The sequence below is a fragment of the Sphingomonadaceae bacterium OTU29LAMAA1 genome (assembly GCA_024072375.1).
In the GTDB taxonomy this organism is placed as follows: Bacteria; Pseudomonadota; Alphaproteobacteria; order Sphingomonadales; family Sphingomonadaceae; genus Sphingomonas.
This window is the reverse complement of the sequence record CP099617.1, coordinates 3,194,973-3,213,291: the sequence shown is the minus strand read 5'-3', so window position 1 is coordinate 3,213,291 and position 18,319 is coordinate 3,194,973. Positions and strand designations below refer to the sequence as shown.

Annotated in this window: 9 protein-coding genes; 4 read left to right on the top strand and 5 right to left on the bottom strand. The window is 66.9% G+C overall.

All coding sequences use genetic code 11. From position 1 onward, the window contains the following. Positions 1 to 35 precede the first annotated feature (35 nt). The 3 genes from NF699_15410 to NF699_15400 form a co-directional block, all read right to left on the bottom strand. Complete coding sequence (locus NF699_15410) at positions 36 to 2,651, bottom strand: hypothetical protein (protein ID USU04417.1); 2,616 nt, start codon at positions 2,649 to 2,651, stop codon at positions 36 to 38. Beyond that, positions 2,648 to 3,931: a glycosyl hydrolase family 28 protein gene (locus tag NF699_15405; protein ID USU04416.1), complete on the bottom strand. Its 1,284-nt coding sequence runs from the start codon at positions 3,929 to 3,931 to the stop codon at positions 2,648 to 2,650. Before NF699_15405 ends, NF699_15410 begins: the two co-directional genes overlap by 4 nt. A 125-nt stretch (positions 3,932 to 4,056) precedes the next feature. Next, a complete protein-coding gene (locus tag NF699_15400; GenBank protein USU04415.1) occupies positions 4,057 to 7,578 on the bottom strand; it encodes a TonB-dependent receptor in 3,522 nt (1,173 codons plus the stop codon). Between the two features lie 304 nt (positions 7,579 to 7,882). Between NF699_15400 and NF699_15395 the strand changes: the two genes are divergently transcribed. Continuing rightward, a complete protein-coding gene (locus tag NF699_15395; GenBank protein USU04414.1) occupies positions 7,883 to 10,840 on the top strand; it encodes a hypothetical protein in 2,958 nt (985 codons plus the stop codon). A gap of 42 nt (positions 10,841 to 10,882) precedes the next feature. Here the strand turns inward: NF699_15395 and NF699_15390 are convergent, their stop codons facing one another. Next, positions 10,883 to 13,030, bottom strand: a complete 2,148-nt coding sequence (locus tag NF699_15390; GenBank protein ID USU04413.1) for a TonB-dependent siderophore receptor — start codon at positions 13,028 to 13,030, stop codon at positions 10,883 to 10,885. A 164-nt stretch (positions 13,031 to 13,194) separates the two neighbouring features. Here NF699_15390 and NF699_15385 point away from each other — a divergent pair, with 164 nt between their 5' ends. Genes NF699_15385 through NF699_15375 form a run of 3 tightly spaced genes read left to right on the top strand, consistent with a single transcriptional unit; the run spans position 13,195 to position 16,630 of the window. After that, positions 13,195 to 13,941: an ATP-binding cassette domain-containing protein gene (locus tag NF699_15385; GenBank protein ID USU04412.1), complete on the top strand. Its 747-nt coding sequence runs from the start codon at positions 13,195 to 13,197 to the stop codon at positions 13,939 to 13,941. Next, positions 13,938 to 15,377 carry a DUF3526 domain-containing protein gene (locus NF699_15380; GenBank protein ID USU04411.1) on the top strand — a complete coding sequence of 480 codons (1,440 nt, stop codon included), beginning with the start codon at positions 13,938 to 13,940 and terminating at the stop codon, positions 15,375 to 15,377. The genes NF699_15385 and NF699_15380 overlap by 4 nt, the downstream gene beginning before the upstream one ends. Continuing rightward, a complete protein-coding gene (locus tag NF699_15375) occupies positions 15,374 to 16,630 on the top strand; it encodes a DUF3526 domain-containing protein (GenBank protein ID USU04410.1) in 1,257 nt (418 codons plus the stop codon). Before NF699_15380 ends, NF699_15375 begins: the two co-directional genes overlap by 4 nt. On the opposite strand, the gene NF699_15370 is transcribed toward NF699_15375, so the two are convergent. Beyond that, on the bottom strand, positions 16,558 to 18,312 hold the full coding sequence (locus NF699_15370; GenBank protein ID USU04409.1) for a peptidase M61: 1,755 nt from the start codon (positions 18,310 to 18,312) through the stop codon (positions 16,558 to 16,560). The two genes, NF699_15375 and NF699_15370, sit on opposite strands and share 73 nt — an antisense overlap. Positions 18,313 to 18,319 lie beyond the last annotated feature (7 nt).

Below are 18,319 nucleotides of genomic sequence, written 5' to 3'. Positions count from 1 at the left end.
GTCACCGTCGCTCTCCCATCCGAATATTCCGTCGTCTACCGCGACCGCAGCAGCGTGATCCGCCCCATCAGTCCCGATGGCTGCGCTACGATCTTGTCCTGGTCCTGATCCTGGAAACGGTCGCCATAGCGTGCCACCAGCAACCGGCGGTCGGGCGCGGGGCGTGCCGCCAGCGCGTTTAGCGCGGTGTTCATCACCGTCACCTCCACACGATTGCGACCCGGCTTCAGCCAGCGGGTGACGTCGATCCGCCACGGTGCGGTCCACACCGTGCCCGCCGTCTGGCCGTTCACCCGGACGATCGCCGCATCGCGTACCGGCGCGTCGATCGCCGCACGCGGCCGATCCGCCCCGCCATCCCCCGCCCGCAGACGGCCCTCGCCGAAATCGAGGAGCAGCCGCCCGCCTCCTGCCTTCGGCGTATCGACCTCGCGGGTATAGGTGATCGCCCCCGAATAGCCCTTCAGTCCGGCGACGCCGTCCCACGACCGCCCCGGTTGCAGCTGCGCGCCGACGCTGGTCCGCCACCCGGTCGAAAGGTCGCGCACGACGATCGTCCCGGGATCGCGGGATGCCGCACCGGCAGGCATGTCGCCGTCGCCGAAGATCAGGATACGCGACTGATAGGGCGCCAGCCGCAACGCGATGGCGCCGGTTCCGGTGGGGCTTCGCTCGCCGGTCACCGGGTCCCACCATTGCCCGTTGCCGGTGTCCCCGACGAAGCGGGCGGTCGTATCGATCGCGACCGGACCGGTATTCGCCACGAAATACAGGTCGCCCGCGGGTAACCGCCGGCGGACGAAACCAAGCGCCGGATCGGGCCGCGCCAGCGCCACCGTGGCATGCGCGGCCAGTTCGCCCGAAAGCCCCTCGGGCGCGACGACGCGCATCGATCCCGACAGCGCGCGCGATACCGCCGCGACGGTCCGGTTCCCCGCCGCTGCCTCCCGCAGCCCGACGCCACGGCTCGGCAGCGCGCCGAGGGCAATCACCGTGCCGCCCCGCGCCGCATAGTCCGCGATGGCGCGGTACGCCGCGGGATCGATGCGCTCGATCTGCGGCAGGATCAGCGTACGATGACGCAGCTTGCCGGCCAGCACCGCCGCGCCGTCGATGAAGTCGACGGCACGCCCCGCGTCGAGCACCCGGTCGACCAGCATCGGGTCCAGCCGCGCGCGGATCGCTTCGTTCAGCGACGCCCGCGCCGGTCGCATTGCCGCGAACGCATCCTCGGTCGGCACATAGATCGCGACATCGGGATCGGCGGTCCCCTCGCGCAGCATCGCGCTGACCCGCGCCAGATAGCCGGTGACGGCAGGCATCGCCGGATACCACGGATTGTGATCGCTGAGCGCCGCGGCGGCGTAGAACGCCCAGCCCGGTTCGGCGATGCCGGGCGGCGAATAGGGCCAGCCATGGCCGACGAGCTGGTTCACGCCCTGCAGGAAATGCCGGTCGGCCTCGACCTTCATGTCGAGCGGGGTCGCCGCCCATGTCGGCGAATGCAGCCACGTCCAGGTTTCCGACGACACCACCGCCCGGTCGTACAGATGCGCCGCCGACGTCGCCCAGCGCGTCGAGGTGAAACGCCGCCAGTCGGCACCCTCCCCCTCGGGCAGGTCGACCAGCGCATTGCTCGACAGCGTCGGCGGCGGGAAGCCATAGACCTGCGCCCGGAACCGGGTGCCATGCGCATGCGCCCATTCGGTGATCGGCCGCAGATAGCGCTCGTCGACCAGTTCGGAGAGCGTCTTCGCCCAGTCGTAGCGGACATCCGCGCCATCTGGCCGGTCGTCGAACAGCGCGGGCAGATGGTCGAGCAGATCGTATCCGCGGCGGCGGCGGAACTCGGCGGGCAGGTCGTCGGTCCAGCCGGCGCCATAGGCCTCCAGACTGTCCGAGAACATCGCCGTCGGCGGCGCGGCCCCGGCGAAGGCGGTCAGCAGCCTGTCGCCCACCTGCGTCAGATGGCGCCGCACCGCGCTCCCGTTGGCGTGGTCGAGGACGAAACCCTCCGCACCCAGCGACGGACGCTTGACCTGCTGCCCGGTGCGGCCTGCGACGAACAGCAGCGCCTCCCGTGCGATCGCCGCCGGCACGATCGTCGGCGCGGCGACGTCGAGACGACGGTCGCCCAGGAACAGGCCGACGGGGGTCTCCCCCGCCCCCCATGCCGGCAGGGCGATCCGGTTGGCTCCTGCCGGCACCGGCACGACCATCCGGCGCAGCGCGGACGAGGCCTCGTCGACCGGCACATGCGGTCCGCCGAACGGCCAGCCGCTGCCGATCGTCACATCGATGCGCATCCCCTCGGCCCGCGCCCGCACGCCGGCGTGGCGCAGCGACGCGATGAAGCCGTCCGACAGATAGGGCGCATTGCGCACGCCGGCGAACTGGCCGTCGAGCGCCAACGGATAGGTCGGCTGCACCTCGAACCCGCCGAAGCCGCCCGCCTTCATCGCGGCGATCTCGCGCGACAGTTCGGCATCGTCGACCGACGGACCGAACCACCACCAGCGCACCATCGGTCGCGCGTCGGCGGGCGGCGTCTCGAACCGCTGCCACAACGCCGTTCCGCCGTCGCTGCGCACCTGCCCCATGGTCGGCGCCGCGAGCAAGGCGGTGGACAGGACCAGCGCGATCCGCCTCATGCGGCCGGACTCCGCTGCACCTGCCCGTTGACGATCACCCGGTCGAAGCGGAGATCGCGCACGCCCGTCGCCGTCAGCCGGTCGCGGGTCAGCCGCACGTTCACGTCGCGGAACAGGATGCTGCCGATCTCGGTCTGGCCGGGATTGGGGCGGATCGTGCCGAACGCACCGAAACGGCCGCGGATGCCGACGAACGACAGGCCATCGACCGTCGAGCGCGGCGGTTCGCCGGACCGGTCGCGATATTGCGTCCACGGCTCGACCGCGACGATCGATCCGCCGTCGCTGTCCAGCGTGATGTTGCGGAACCGGATATTCTCGTACCGCTGCGGCGTGTCCGGCCGCAGCTTCAGCCGGGCGAGCACCATCGCGCCCGTCACCCGGCAATCCTCGACCGATACGTTGCGGATGATCGTCGCCTCGCTGCCGCACGAGAACACCTGATGCCCGCGGCGGAACAGGCAGTTGCGCACCCGGATGCGCTCGACCGGCGGGCTGTCGGCATCCTCCATCGCGCGCGGCCCCTTCGATCCCTTGGCCGCGATGCAATCGTCGGTCACCGAGAAATCGCAGCCGTCGATCAGCACGTCCTGACAGCTGTCGAGATCGATGCCGTCGCTGCTGGGGGCCTGCTTGTAATCGTCCGGCACCTCGAACCGCGCGCGTCGCACCGTGACGTCGCGACAGCGGTACAGGTGCAGGTTCCAGAATTGCGAATCCTTGAACGTGACGCCTTCGATCGTCACGCCCCGCGATCGTTCGATCAGCGCCAGCCGCGCGCGGGGCACGCCGAGGTTGGGAAAGTTTCCCGGGTCCGGCGCGGCGTTGCGCAACCGCCAGAACAGGTCCCAGATCGGCCGCCCGGCGCCGTCCAGCGTCCCCTGACCGGTGATCCGCAGGCCGTCGCATCGGTCGGCGTTGATCAGCGCCGGGGTGAAACTCTCCTCGAAATGGCCCTCGATCCGGGTCCGCCGTGGCGGGAAATGCGTCATGTCGGTCGTGCAGCGCAGCACCGCGCCCGCGTCGAGGTGCAGGTGGACGCCGGGCTTGAGGAACAACGCCCCGCTGACGAACACCCCGCGCGGCACGACGACGGTGCCGCCACCGCTACGGGCGAGCGCATCGATGACGGACTGGATCGCACGCGTGTTGATCGTCGCGCCATCCGCGACGGCGCCGCCCTCGCGGATCGACCGGCTCCGCGCCGGGCTGCGTGCGGCACACAGGGGAATGGCGAGGATCGCTGCGGTTGCCGATCGGCGGCCATAAAGCTGGGTCATGATTTCCTGCCGCAAGACTGTGAACGAAAACGGGCTGTCGACATCGTCAGATCCCGACAGCCCAGGGTCTTCCAGGGGGAGGAAGGTCGTGGCGTGCCGGCCATCGGGCCGGCACGCATAGGGGATCAGAACGTGATGATCGCGCCGGCATAGAAGGTCTTTCCGGCGTAGAGCGAATCGTACATGTACGGGATACCGCCACCGATCTCGCGATACTTGCTGGGCGCGAACTTCTCGATCGGCGTCCCCAACAGGTTCTTGCCCTCGGCGAACAGCTGGAAGCTCTTGCTGATCGCATAGGCGGCGCGGGCGTCGAGCGTTTCGGTGCCGTTCTTGAACACCGGAGTGACAACCTTGTAATAGGATGTCGCCACGCTGCCCGTGATCCCCTGCGTGCTGGGGATCCGGTTCACCGCATTCGCTTCGGTCAAGGCATAGAAGATATCGCGCTTCTGATAGGCGATACGGGCGTTCAGCTTGCCGTCGTCATACCACAGGTTGAGGTTGTAGTAATATTTGGACTCCGAACGCGGCGGCAACGCCGTTCCGGTGAACAGGTCGACGAACGTGTTCTTCTCGTTCGACTTGGTGAACGAATAGTTGAACCCGCCACCGGTGTGACGCAGGAAGCCGGGCAGGAAGGTGAAGGCGGTCCGGCCCGCGACCTCGAACCCGCGCTGGCGCAGGCCGCTCGGCCCGTCCTGATAGGTCGAAACCTCGTAGGTATCGCCGCCGAGTTGATAGGCACCGATGTTGATGTCTTCCGGACGACCCGACCGCACGCTGATCTGGTAGACGGCTGCACTCAACTGCGTGTCCTTGTTGGGATACCATTCCAGCGACAGGTTCTGCGTGGTGGCGCCATAGCCCTTCAGCTCGGGATTGCCGATGCGGCCGGTGCAGCGATTGACGAAGTTGGCGAGCACCGCACCGCCCTCGGCATTGTCGTCGGTCGAGGGATCGTCGTCCTGGATCGCACCCGGATTGGCGGCGATGAACGCCTCCAGCGCGGCACGCTGCGCAGGATCGACCAGACCGCACGACACCGTGCCGTTGCCGGTCAGCTGAAGGATGCTGGGACGCGCGCGTTGCAGCGCCGCCGAATAGCGCAGGCCTAGCCGCTCATCGATCGGCCACACCGCAAGGTTGAAGCTGGGCAGCCAGTCCTCGCTGGTGCGCTGCACATCCCCGACCTCGCGCCGGATCAGCTGGTTTTCGATCGTATAGCCGGGGAACGGCGTGGTGATCGGCGTCGCGACACGGCGGCTGAAGTCGATCACCGGCTGTGCGTTCACCTTGATCCGCTGATAGCGGACGCCGATGTTGCCGTTGACGAGGATATTCAGCGGCCGGGTTTCGAAATCCATCATCGCATAGGCGGACGACGTCACTTCCGACGTCAGATAGGTCGGTCGCTTGTACGTCTTGCCGTCCGAGGCCGTGCATTCGTACAGGCAGTCGAGGTTGCGGTAGTTGAGGTCGATGTAGCTGCTCAGGATCTTCTGGAACTTGCCGACGTCGTACGTGCCCCATGACGAGATCAGGTCGCCGCGATTGGGTGCGCCGCCAAAGAATTCCGCGCCCGGCAGACCGACGAGGCTGCCGTTGATCAGATTCTGATACTGATCGCGCGTCAGCGTATAGATCCGCGACAATTGATCGGTGGTTCCGGCCGTCGTGACACGCGGTACGGAGCCGAACTGGCACGGCGTCGCCGCCGGCGCGGCCGCGGGATCGCAGAACTGGATCAGGTCCAGCGATTGCGCCCGCGTCAGCACCACGCCCGGCGACAGCTGCGAACCGTTGTTGCGATAGCTTTCGTTGTCGCGGGTGCGGTGCTGGATACCGGCCTTGACCCGGACGATCGGACCAAGACTTTCGAACGTGCGATCGACGTCGAGCTGGTAGTTCCACTCGCTGTTCTTGTCGTCATAGGGCGTGTATTCGTATTGCGAGCCGGCGCTGACGCCGTTCGTTCCGACCGTCGGATAATAAGACGCGGGATTGAACAGGTCGACGTTCGGGACCTTGATGCTCCACAGGCCATTGTCGGGCGACACGCTGTAATTGGCGACGTCGGCCGGCGCGAGGAACGAAAAGGCGTTGTCCTGGCGATTGGACGACGCCCGGCTGTACTGGATGCGCGCCTTGGCCGTCCATGGCCCGGAGATGAAGTCCGCACCCGTCTGCGCGTAATGCTGTTCGATCTTGCGCTGGATGTCGCGAACCTGGCTGGTGACCGTCAGCGTGTTGCTGAACTGGTTGCCCGTGCCCCGCGCGATATCGAATGCGGTGACATAATGGTTCTCGTTGACGACGACGTTGCGGATATTGCTGCCGGTCAGCACGCCGGACGTGTTGGTGGTGCCGACCGGCGTCGCGACGCTCCAATTGTAATCCTGCGACGATACCCGGCGGAAGTTCGGATTGTACGATGCGAACAGGACGAGGTCGCGATTGACGCGCCAGTCCGCTCGCGCCTGGAACGAGATGCGCTGATCGGATTTGACCTGACGACCCGGACGCGGGAACGACGGGACGAAATCCTCCCATTGCGCATAGCAGTTCAGGCGGCTGTTGATCCCCGTCGTCGACAGCGCCGCGCAACCCGCCTTGGTCGTCACCGCCGCGGCGACGGGATCGAAGGGCGTCGTGAAGCTCTTGTTCGGTGAATTGTCGTAATCGCCGAGCGGGATATAGCCGGCATTCGCCACGGTGACGCGGGCATAGTCGGTGCCGACTTTCTGATCCTCGTACGTACCGTTGAGGATCAGGCCGACGTCGCCGTCGAAGAACTTGCGCGTGGCGATCGCGTTGATACGCGGCGACGCCTTCTCGCTCAGCGTCTGGTACATGCTCTGCAGGTTCAGCCGGTACAGCGGTTCCTTGAAATCGAGGCCGCTGCGCTGTTCGATCCGCACGGTGCCGCCGACGCCGCCGGGGGTCATGTCCGCCGTCTGGCCCTTGATGACGTCGACGCTCTTGATCAGGTCGGACGACAATTCGCCGACCGACGATGCGCGACCGCCCTGATCGTTGGTCGACAGCGTCGTCATGCCGTCCACCTCGACGCGGATCAGGTCCGCGGACTGGCCGCGGATGGTGAAGCCGCCCTGCTCGCCCGAATCCGACACGTCGAGCGCGACACCGGCGATACGGGCGATCGCCTCCGCTGCGTTCTTGTCCGGGAACTGGCCGACGTCGTCCGCGACGATCGAATCCTGCGCCGTGCGCGCGGTCCGCTTGCGCGAGATCGCGGAAGCTTCGGCGGCGCGGACGCCGGTGACGACGATTTCAGCATCGGTCGGATCGCCGCCCGCATCGGGCGCCGCGCGCGCGGGACGATCCAGATCCTGGTTCAGCTCTTCGGGATCACGCGTCGAGGATGCGGTCTGTGCCGGGGCAGTAGCGCTCGTCTGCGGCGATGGCGCGACCGTGTCGGTGGCGTTCGGGGCGGCTTGCGCGGCACCCGGCGCTGATGCCTGTGATGATGGGGGCGTTGCGCGCGGCGTCGTCTGCCCGCTTGCGCCCGTGACCGGCGCAACTGACTGTTGTGCGACGGCGGCCGTTGGAAAGAAGCCCGTCGATACGATCGATAGCGTCGACACCCCCAGCAGCGCGACGGCTTTCACCCCATGTTTTCTCATCTTGCCTCTCCCATGTCGTTCTTTTTTATCGTCTTGTGATCGCGCATCGATTGTCCGCCGCGAAGCGCGCCGACGGACCCGTATGTCATTCGAATACCACCGGAATGGCACCCGCTTCCCCTGTCATGGCATGGTGGCTGCCATGACGACCCCGTGTACGTCGCAGGCCGATTTCATATTTGCAATACGTTTTTGCAGGTGAACTTGATATTGGGTTCCAAAATATGACGTTGTGGTACAAATACGCCACAGCCACTGGCAAGAACAATTGCGAATGGCGTACTTTTGCGGGAAAGTGGCCTTGATGACGGATACCTTGCTACCGCGCCGCGCGTTCCTCGGAATGATCGGCGCCGCCGGTGTCCAGGCCGCCGTCCATGCGGTGCCGGCGCCGCCCCGCGCGGCGCGGGCGAACGCCATGTCGCTTGCCGGGGAATGGCGTTTCGCACTCGATCCGGCCGACGTCGGATCGGCCGATTACTGGTTCAACAAGGTCATGCCGTCGGATCTGCGGATCAACCTTCCGGGCATTCTCCAGACGCAGGGGTTCGGGAACGCCATCACGCCCGATACGCAGTTCGTCGCCGCGCTGCCCCGCGACATGCGCTGGTATACGTTGCCGCAATACAAGGATTACACCGTCCCCGGGAACGTGAAGGTCCCCTACCTCTCCCAGCCGATCCGCCACTATCTCGGCGTCGCCTGGTATCAGCGGGATATCGACATCCCGGCGGCCTGGGCCGGCAAGCTCGTAAAACTACATCTAGAACGCACCCGATGGCGCACCGACGTCTTCGTCGGCAACCGGATGGTCGGGTCCGATTCGTCGCTGGTCGCGCCGCATGACTTCGATCTCGGTGTGCTGCCGGTCGGGAGGCATCGCCTGACGCTGCGCATCGATAACAGCATGCAGGAACCAGTATACCGTCCGGACGGGCATGCCGTATCAGACGGCGAAGGCGCGACCTGGAACGGCGTCGTCGGCCGGATCGAGTTGACCGCGACGCCGACGGTCTGGATCGAGGACGCACAGGTTCACCCCAACCTGACGGACAGGAGCGCACTGGTCCGCGTCACGATCGGCAACGCCACCAATACCGCGGGGCGCGGCGTGCTGAAGGCGAACGGCGTCGCCGTTCCAGTCGAATGGGCGGTCGCGGGCGGCCACGCCGCGATCGACCTGCCGTTGCCCGACGCGCGTCCGTGGTCCGAATTCACCCCGCACCTGCAAACCGTAACGCTGGCGCTGGACAGCCCGTCCGGCACCGATCGACGCGATATCACGTTCGGCATGCGCGAGATCACGACGGCAGGTCGCGACATCCTGATCAACGGTCAGATCCTGAACATGCGCGGCACGCACGATGGCGGGGGCTTTCCCCTCACCGGTTATCCGGCGACCGACGTAGAGACGTGGAAGCGGATCATCACGATCTGCAAGGAGTGGGGCCTGAACGGCATGCGGTTCCACAGCTGGTGCCCGCCGGAGGCGGCGTTCACCGCCGCGGACGAACTCGGCTTTTACCTCCAGCCCGAATGCGGGATGTGGAACAACTTCGATCCCGCCGGCCGGATGCTCGCACTCCTGCACGATGAAACGGCCCGGCTGATCAAGGCCTATGGCAACCATCCATCCTTCATCATGCTCGGCGCGAGTAACGAGCCCGCCGGGCAATTCCACGCGCAACTGCCGCAATGGGACGAACGGTGGAAGGCCGCCGATCCGCGGCGGCTCTACACCGACGGCACCGGGCGCGTCGCGCGTCCGCCGGGCGGCCCCGGCACGCGGTATGCCGCGGATTTTCTGGTTATCGGCGCCGATGTCCGCGGACCACGCGGCTGGTTCGGCGAGGATTACGAGGACGAGCTGAAAGGGCATGTCGGGAAGATCCCACAGCCGGTGATCAGCCACGAAACCGGGCAATGGTGCGCCTATCCCGACTTCTCCGTCATCGCGAAATTCGACGGCGTGCAGTCCTACACCGCGTTTCCCCGCGGCAAGGATCTGGGCGACCTTCCGTATATGGTCCCCGGCAATTACGAGATCATGCGCGATCTCGCCCGTGCGCACGGCCTGTTGGACATCAACGCCGACCTGGCGCGGGCATCCGGCCGCTTTCAGGTCGCCTGCTACAAGGAGGAGATCGAGGCCAATTTGCGAACCTCTTCGCATTCCGGGTTCCAGATGCTCGATCTGCACGATTACCTTGGCCAGGGCGGCGCGCTGGTGGGGCCACTCGACGCCTTCTGGGAGGGGAAGGGCTATGTCGCCGCACCCGAATGGCGTGAATTCTGCAGCGCCACGGTGCCGTTGGTACGGCTGAAGGAGCGCGTCTTCACGACACAGGACCGGCTGACCGCAGCTGCCGAACTTTATCATTTCGGCCCCCGCGATTTCAACGCGATCGACCCGCGCTGGCGCATCATCGATGCCGCTGGCCGGACGCGGCTGTCCGGCAGGCTGGCGAAGCGGCCCGCTCCGCGCGGCAAGGGAACGAGCCTCGGCATCGTCGAGGCAGACCTGTCGCGCCTGCCCGCACCGGGCTTCCATACGCTGATCCTCGAACTGCACGGCACCGGCATCCGCAATCGCTGGCCGATCTGGGTCTATCCCGCAGCGCCTCCGGCGATCTCGACGGACGGGATCGTCGTCACGGCATCATGGAGCGAGGCACGCGCAGCCCTCGCCGCCGGCGGGCGCGTATTGTTCCTGTCGGGCAAACCGGCAGCGAGCAATCCCGATCTGGCGATGACGACGGTGCCCATCTTCTGGAACCGGCTGATGAATCCCAACCGCGCGTGGATGCTGGGCCTGCTCAACGACGCGGACCACCCGGCGCTGAGTGGATTCCCGACCGACGCGCATTGCGACTGGCAGTGGATCGACCTGATCGAGAACACCACGGCGATGAACATGGAATCGCTCGGCAACGACATCCGGCCGATCGTCCAGCCGATCGACGACTGGAACCGCAGCCTGCGACTGGCGCTGCTGTTCGAGGTTCGGGTGGGAACCGGCAGGCTGATCGTCAGCGCGTTCGACCTCAACGCCGATGCCATGCCCGATCGCCCCGGGGCTCCATCACTGCGTCATGCCGTCCTCAGCTACATGATGTCGGATCGCTTCGCCCCCACAATCGAACAGCCCATGGCGACGATGGACGCATGGGCGGTGCAACGCCACGTGGCCCCGCTCGCGGCCCGCCCGCCCCTGCCGAACGACGATGTCGTCGATCCAGGCGCGCTGCGGCAACGACGCTGAACGATGCGACGGGGGGCCGATCGGTCTCGCCGTGTCACCCGGTCAGAAACGGGCGCGCAGGCCGATCGTGGCGGTGCGGGGCGTGCCCGGCTGCACCCAGACCGGCGAATAGCTGTTGGCATACCAGTGTTCGTCGAACAAATTGGCGACGGACCCGAACAGCTCGACATCGTCGGTCACCCCGATCTGCCCGAACACCCGTACCAGCGTGTGCGACGGCAAGGTGAAGCCGGTCCCCGTCTCGCCGCTGCGCTGACCCAGATACTGGATGCCCGCCCCCAGCATCGCGTCGCGCTTGCCCAGCGTGAAGCGCTTCATCGCCTGCACGTTCAGATTGTGATCGGGAATGTTGATGAGCGGATCGCCGGGTTCGATCTGGAACGAGAAATTGGGGTCCAGCACGCGCGATCGCGCCTCCGCGTCGGTATAGGCATAGCTCAGCAGCAGGTCGACGCCGCCCGGCAGCCGACCGTTGACGTCCAACTCGACGCCGCGACTGCGCGCCTTGCCGATCGCGATCGAAAAGCCGGGGTTGAGCGTGTCGGTCGCCAGCACGTTCGATTTCTGCAATTGATAGACCGCCAGCGTCCCCGTCAGCCGGCCGCCCAGCGCGGTCAGCTTCACGCCCGCCTCGATCGACCGGCTCGTCTCCGGCTCGAACACGTTGCCGGTCGCATCCGCCCCGATATTGGCGCGGTAACCCTCGCCGTAAGCCGCATAGAGCGACAGCGGCGTGCTCGCCTCATAGACGATGCCCGCCTGCGGGCTGAAGCGGCTGCGCTGGCGCCGGCCCAATACGCCCGTCAGGCGATTGTCCACGCGCAGCAGGAAATCGTCGTACCGTCCGCCGATCCGCACCTGCAACCGGTCGGTCAGGCTGATCTGGTCCTGCACATACGCACCGGCGGTGCGCTGCACGTCGAGCCGATCGGTGGTCGGCGTCGTGACCGGGACCGGATACCGGCCATAGACCGGGTTGCGCAGGTCCAGCACATAGCCCGCGCGGTCCGTCGTGGTCGCCGTCACCACGGGTCCGCGATAGCGGGTGAACATCTGGTCGGTGTCGAAATAGTCGAAGTCCCCACCCGCCAGCACGCGGTGGCGGAGCGGCCCGGTCATGAACTCACCCGCGATCTCCGCGCGGAACACGCTGTGTTCGGACGTGTAGCGCCGCGTCCGCCGCTGACGCGACAACGACCGGCCATCGACATACAGCTTCTGGCGCGACCGCACCGTCTCCGCATCGGACGACGCGCCGGTCAGCAGCGTGTCGCGGTGGCTGGCCCCGACCAGCAGGCTCCACGTGTCGCTGAAATCATGCTGCAGACGCAACTGGTGCCCCGTCGCGCGCGCCACGGTATCGCCGTCGCCCGGCTCGCCCAGAAAGCGCGAGCGGGGTACGGTATCGAAATCGCCGTTCAGCACGACGATGCCGCGGTCGAACGGCACCTCCACCCGCGTCCATTCGAAATCATAGGTCAGCCGCGTGGCCTCACCCAGCCCGACGCCGATCGACGGCAGGAATCCCCAGCGCTTCTGCTCCACCATGTCGCGGAACGTATCGCCGCTCTCGGCATAGCCGATCAGCCGCGCCGTGACGTTCCCGGTCAGCGCCACATTGGCGTCGCCCTCCGCCCGGACGGTGTCGAAGCTGCGATATTGCAGCGAGGCGGTGCCGAAACTGCGGCCGAGTTCGGCCTGCTTCGTGACGATGTTGATCGATCCGCCCGGCTCGCCGCGCCCCAGCACCGCCGCGGCCGGCCCCTTCAGCACCTCGACCCGCTCGATCCCCGCCACATCGCGCTGACCGCTGAACCCGCGCCCGGCGTTGAAGCCGTTGACTAGATAGCCGCTCGGCAAATTCTCGTCGCCGACGAACCCGCGCACGGCGAAACTGTCCCACAGGCCGCCCAGCGTATTCTGCCGCACCACCGATGCGTTCAGGTCCAGCGCATCGGTCAGCCGCAGGATCGCATTCTCCTCGATGACGCTGTCGTCGATCGTCGCGATCGCCTGCGGGATCTCCCGCAACGCGAAATTGCCGCGATAGGGCTGGCGGACGCCGGTGACGGTGATCTCCTCGCGCTCCCGGCGAGCCTCCTCGTCGGCCTTGATCGACTGGGCCGATGCGAATGGACAGGAGAGCGCGACCACGAGGGGAAAGGCACCGGCCGTGACGGCGGTGAGCATGGAACGGCGCAATGAATATCCCCTTCGGCAACACATATCGGGGCCGTAGCGGCGCACCTCGACAGACGTGCTTTATGCCTGTGATGATGTAACATCGTCAATGATATCTTGTCACATTTACCGCAATGCGGCATGTGGCCCCGGTTTCCAGACCGAGGTTATCGATGACGCCCATCCTTTCCCATCTTGATCCGATCCTGATCCAGGATCTGACGCTGGCATATGATGCGCATATCGTGCTGGACCGCCTGTCGCTGGCAGTGCCCGCCGGCAGCATCACCGCGCTGCTCGGCGGCAACGGTGCGGGCAAGTCGACCACGCTGTCCGCGCTGTTGGGTTTCACCCGCGCGCAATCGGGCACGATCGCGGTGTGCGGGATCGATCCTGCCGCGAACCCCGACCAGACGCGTCGCCGCGTCGCGTACCTGCCGGAGAATGTCGCACTCTACGAACACCTCTCCGCGGTCGAGAATGCCGATTACCTGCTTGCGCTGTCCAGCCAGCGGCAGGAGCGCGGGGCGATCGTCGACGCACTGGCGGCGGCGGGATTGCAGGAGCGCGCCTGGGATCAGCGACTGGGCGGCTTTTCCAAGGGCATGCGGCAGAAGGTCGCGATTGCGGTCGCGCTGTTGCGTCAGGTGCCCGTGCTGCTGCTCGACGAGCCGACATCCGGGCTCGATCCGCGCGCGACCGCAGACTTCAACGCGTTGCTGGCCGCGGTGCGGGAGCGGGGCACGGCGGTGCTGATGGTCACTCACGACCTGCTGTCCGCAGCCGACGTCGCCGACAGGATCGCCTTTCTGGAAGCAGGCCGCGTCGCGCTCGAAGTGGCAGCGAGCGGGCCGGAGCGTTTCGATGTGCGGGCGCTCCACGCCCGCTTCCAGATCGGCAGCGAGCGGCTGGCGGCATGAGCATCGTCCGCCTGATTGCGCGCGACGAGCTGCGGATGATGGCGCGCAACCGCGTCGCCATGATCGCTTTCGCGTTGCTAGTACTGCTGACGCTGGTAGCGGTGGTGAGTTCGCGGGCACATCAGAACGGTATTGCCGGGCTGCGCGACCGTCACGCCCGTGCCGCCGAAACCGCGTTCGATGCACAGCCGGATCGCCATCCGCACCGAATGGTGCATTACGGCACCTTCATCTTCCGCCCGCTGGGTCCGCTTGCGGCGTTCGATTCCGGTGTCGACGCCTATACCGGCAACAGCATGTTTCTCGAGGGGCACCGCCAGAATACCGCCAATTTCGGCGACGTCCGGCAAAGCTCGCTGCTGGTGCGCTTCGGTCAGCTGACCCCGGCCTTCGTCTTGCAGGCGGTGGCGCCGCTGCTGCTGATCTTCCTCGGCTATGGTGCACTCGCGCGCGAGATGGAAAGCGGCACGCTGCGCCTGCTGATGCTGCAGGGCGTCGGCCGTCGGCGTCTGGTGGGCGGCAAACTGCTGGCTCTGGGCGCCGTCGCCCTAGTCGCTGGCGCCCCGGCAATGATCGGGCTGCTGCTGATCGCCGGACAGCCCGGCGCGCTGGTGTTGCCGATGCTAATCATCGCGCTCGGCTATGCGGCCTATCTTGCGCTGTGGGCGGTGCTGATCCTGCTCGTTTCCGCATCTGTCCGGCGCAGTCGCGACGCGTTGCTGGCACTGGTCGCGTTATGGGCGGTCGCCGTGGTGCTACTGCCGCGGGTCGCGCCCGATCTTGCGAGCGCTGCGGTGCCGCTGGCGAACCGGTTGCAGACCGACGTCGCGATCGCACGCGACCTGCGGAAGATGGGCGACAGCCACAATCCCGACGATCCCCATTTCGCCGCATTCAAGCAATCGGTACTGGACCGCTACGGTGTCGCGACCGTCGAGGACCTGCCGGTCAACTACAAGGGCGTCGTGGCGCTGGAAGGCGAGCGGTTTACCGCATCGCTATTCAGTCGCTACGCCGCCGCCAGCTTCGCCGCACAGGCGCGGCAGAACGGGATCGTCGAGGCGGTCGGCCTGCTCAGTCCGGCGATCGCGCTGCGTTCGTTGTCGATGGCGGCGGCCGGCACGGACTTCGCCGGCCATCGCCGCTTCCTCGAACAGGCCGAGGCGTATCGCTACGCACTGGTGCAGCGGCTGAACCGGATGCAGGCGGACGGCGTCAGTTACGCCGACGATACCGCGGTCGACGCAGGCGCCGATCGCCGCAAGCGTGTGTCGGGCGACCATTGGCAGGCGATGCCCGATTTTCGCTTCGTCGCGCCGACGGGGACAGCGCTCGCCACCGCCGCGCTACCCGGGCTGGCCATCGTGATCGGCTGGCTGGTGATCGCTCTCGCGCTGCTCGCGATCGTCACGCGCCGGTTGGGAGAGCGCCGATGACCCTGTTCATGTACGAATTGCGGCTGTTCGGCCGCCAACGGCTGGCGGTGATCGCCCTGATATTGCTGGCGTTGCTGACCAGCGCCGCGCTGGCGGCGGGCATCGCCGAAGTGTCGCGACAACGCGCCGCCATCGCCGCAATTCCGGTGGCGCAGGCTGAGGATATCGGCGCCGTCATCGATTATGTCGACCGCACGAAAGATGCCGGCAGCGCGGCCTATTACAGCTTCCATCCGACGTGGGACGCGCCCGCGCCGCTCGCCTTCGCCGCGTTCGGCATGCGCGACGTCTCGCCCTACATCCTGCGCGTGCGCGCGCTGGGGCTGGAGGCGCAGATCTACGACGGCGACACGTTCAATCCCGAACTGGCGCTGCCCGGCCGGTTCGACTTCGCCTTCGTGCTGGTCTTCCTCGCGCCGTTGTTCGTGATCGCGCTGTTCCACGACCTCGTCTCGGGCGAGTGCGAAGCGGGGCGGCTACGCACGCTGGAGGCCCTGCCGAATGGTGGCCGGGCGCTGTGGCGGCGACGGACGGCACTGCGTATGGCAATGCTGTGGGCAGCGCTGGGCGTGCCGTTCGGCATCGCCGCGATGGCGGAGGGCGTCGGTGCCGGCATCATCGCGGCCGTGCTGGCGGTGACCCTCGCCTATCTGCTGTTCTGGGTCGCGCTGGCGGCTTTGGTGGGCCGCTTCAGCCGGAGTTCGGTGACCAACGCGGCGATGCTGGCAGCGACATGGCTGGTGCTGGTGCTGATCGCGCCGACGCTGGCCAACGTCGCGATCAACGCTGCTATCCCGGTCGATCAGGGGGCGGAGATCGCATTGGCGCAGCGCGAGGCGGTGAACGACGCATGGGACATCCCGCGCGGGCATACGATGCGCCGCTTCTACGCCGGCCATCCCGAATGGGCGGATTCCGCTCCCCTTGGCCCGGAATTTCACTACAAATGGTATCTCGCCTTTCACCAGAACGGCGACGACAGCGTTCGCGACCGAGTCCACGCGTATCGTTCCGGACTGGAGGCGCGCGACGCCGCGGGTCGCGCACTCGGCTGGTTCCTGCCCTCCGTTGGCGTCCAGGCGCTGCTGACCCGTCTCGCCCGGACCGATCTGGGCGCGCAGCTCGCCTATCAGGACCGCATCCGCGCGTTTCACCGGCGCCTGCGGACCTTCTATTATGCCTATCTTTTCCGTGATCGGCCGTTCGCCAGAGCTGACTTCGATAGCGCACCGCGGTTCACCGGGACCCATTGATAGGCCTGCACCGTCTCGCCACGGGGTTGATAGCGCAGTTGAAAAGCCTGTCCGCCTCGCCTGACGTCCAGCGCTACATAGGCCTGCTGGTCACCCTGCAACGCATCCTGCGGGAAGCCGTTCATGATCTCGTCGCCGTTGCGCAGCCCGGCGGCGGCGGCGTTCGACCCGGCGACCAGCCCGCGCACGATCTTCGGCTTTGCCTGCAACGACGCCATGTCGAACCCCAGATCGTAACGGCGCAGCGGCTTCGTCACGCGGCGAAACATGGGGCCGTAGGCGTCGGACGGCGGCAGCACCGTCGCCCCGCCCAGCATCGCGTCGAGGTCGACGATCCCCTTCGTGCCAAGCTCCGTCTTCAGCAGCGATCGGTACAGCGCCTCGTTCATCGTGCCGCCGCCGCGGCGCGTCTTCAGCATCGCGCGGACGATGTCGTCGAGCGAACGCTTGCCACCGGACTTCGCCCGGATCTGCGCATCCACCGCCTCGAAATACAGCGACCCGCGATCGTAGGGCAGCACCCGCACACGCGTATCGCGCCAGAAGCCTTCGGGGATGGCCGCATTTGGCGTCGCGATCTTGATGTTTGTGTAATAGCGCCCCGCCGTCTCGTTGAGATCCTTCAGGAAATCCTCGGCCGAGATCATGCCCGCGCGCAACGGCAAGGTCCGTTGGTAATGCACCGCCAGCCCTTCGCCGAACCACGACCGGTCCAGCCCGCCGGCGCTGTCCATCGATCCGTCGAGCGAATTGACCCAGCTATGCAGCATCTCGTGCGCCAGCAGCGATCGCAGGTCGTCGGGCTTCGACGTATGGTTGAAGGTATAGGCGAAGCTGTCGGTCAGGCCGATGCCGCTGCCCGGATTGCGCGTGTTGGTGCGCCCGAACACGCCGAAGCTGGGCGGGGTATAACCGAAGAAACCGCCATAGAAGCGGTGCAGCGCCCCGGCCCAGGTCATCAGCGGCGCCATCGCGAACGGCGGCTGGCCCTGCCACGCTGCGAAGAACCCGTCCGTCTCCGGCACCGCCACGCCCGGCCGACCACCCATGTAATAGGCCGACGCCAGCTTTTTCGCAGGGATAGCCGCCGCGCTCGTCACGTCGCCGACACCGAAGCTCGACACCCCGGCTCCGCCCGTGCCGTATCCCGCAAAGTCCCAGCGCACCTCGACCCGGCGCGGCGTGGTGTCGGTCGGCAGCAGCAGGAAGGCGGTGCCAGCCGCGGAAAAGGTCCCGCCCTCGGTCCGCATCTCATATTGCGGCAACGCCAGTGGCGGCGCGGACGCATCGATCGGCACGCGGTAGCGCACGGTGACGACGCCATCGACCGCCCGCGACGCCCGCCACCGACGCGTCGTGTTCGACCCGTCCTCCACCTCGTCCTGCGTCGTCACTGCAATCGGACCGGCGCCGTCGGTCAGCGCGAGCCCTTGCAGATCCTTGCCGCTGGTGACCACGGTGTTGGCAACCATCGGCAGCTCGAACAGCGCCTCGCCCACCGCCGCATGCATGCCCTGCGCGATCAGGGTCACATCGACGAATGGCACATGCTGCGCCGCATCCGGAGCGCCGGGCGCGAGGCGAACGACGAGACGCGGGCCGTCCGCTTCCGCCCCCGCTGCCCCGGCCAGCAACAGCAGCGACGCCATCGCCGGCAACACGCGTAACATTCGACCTGTCATGACGCCT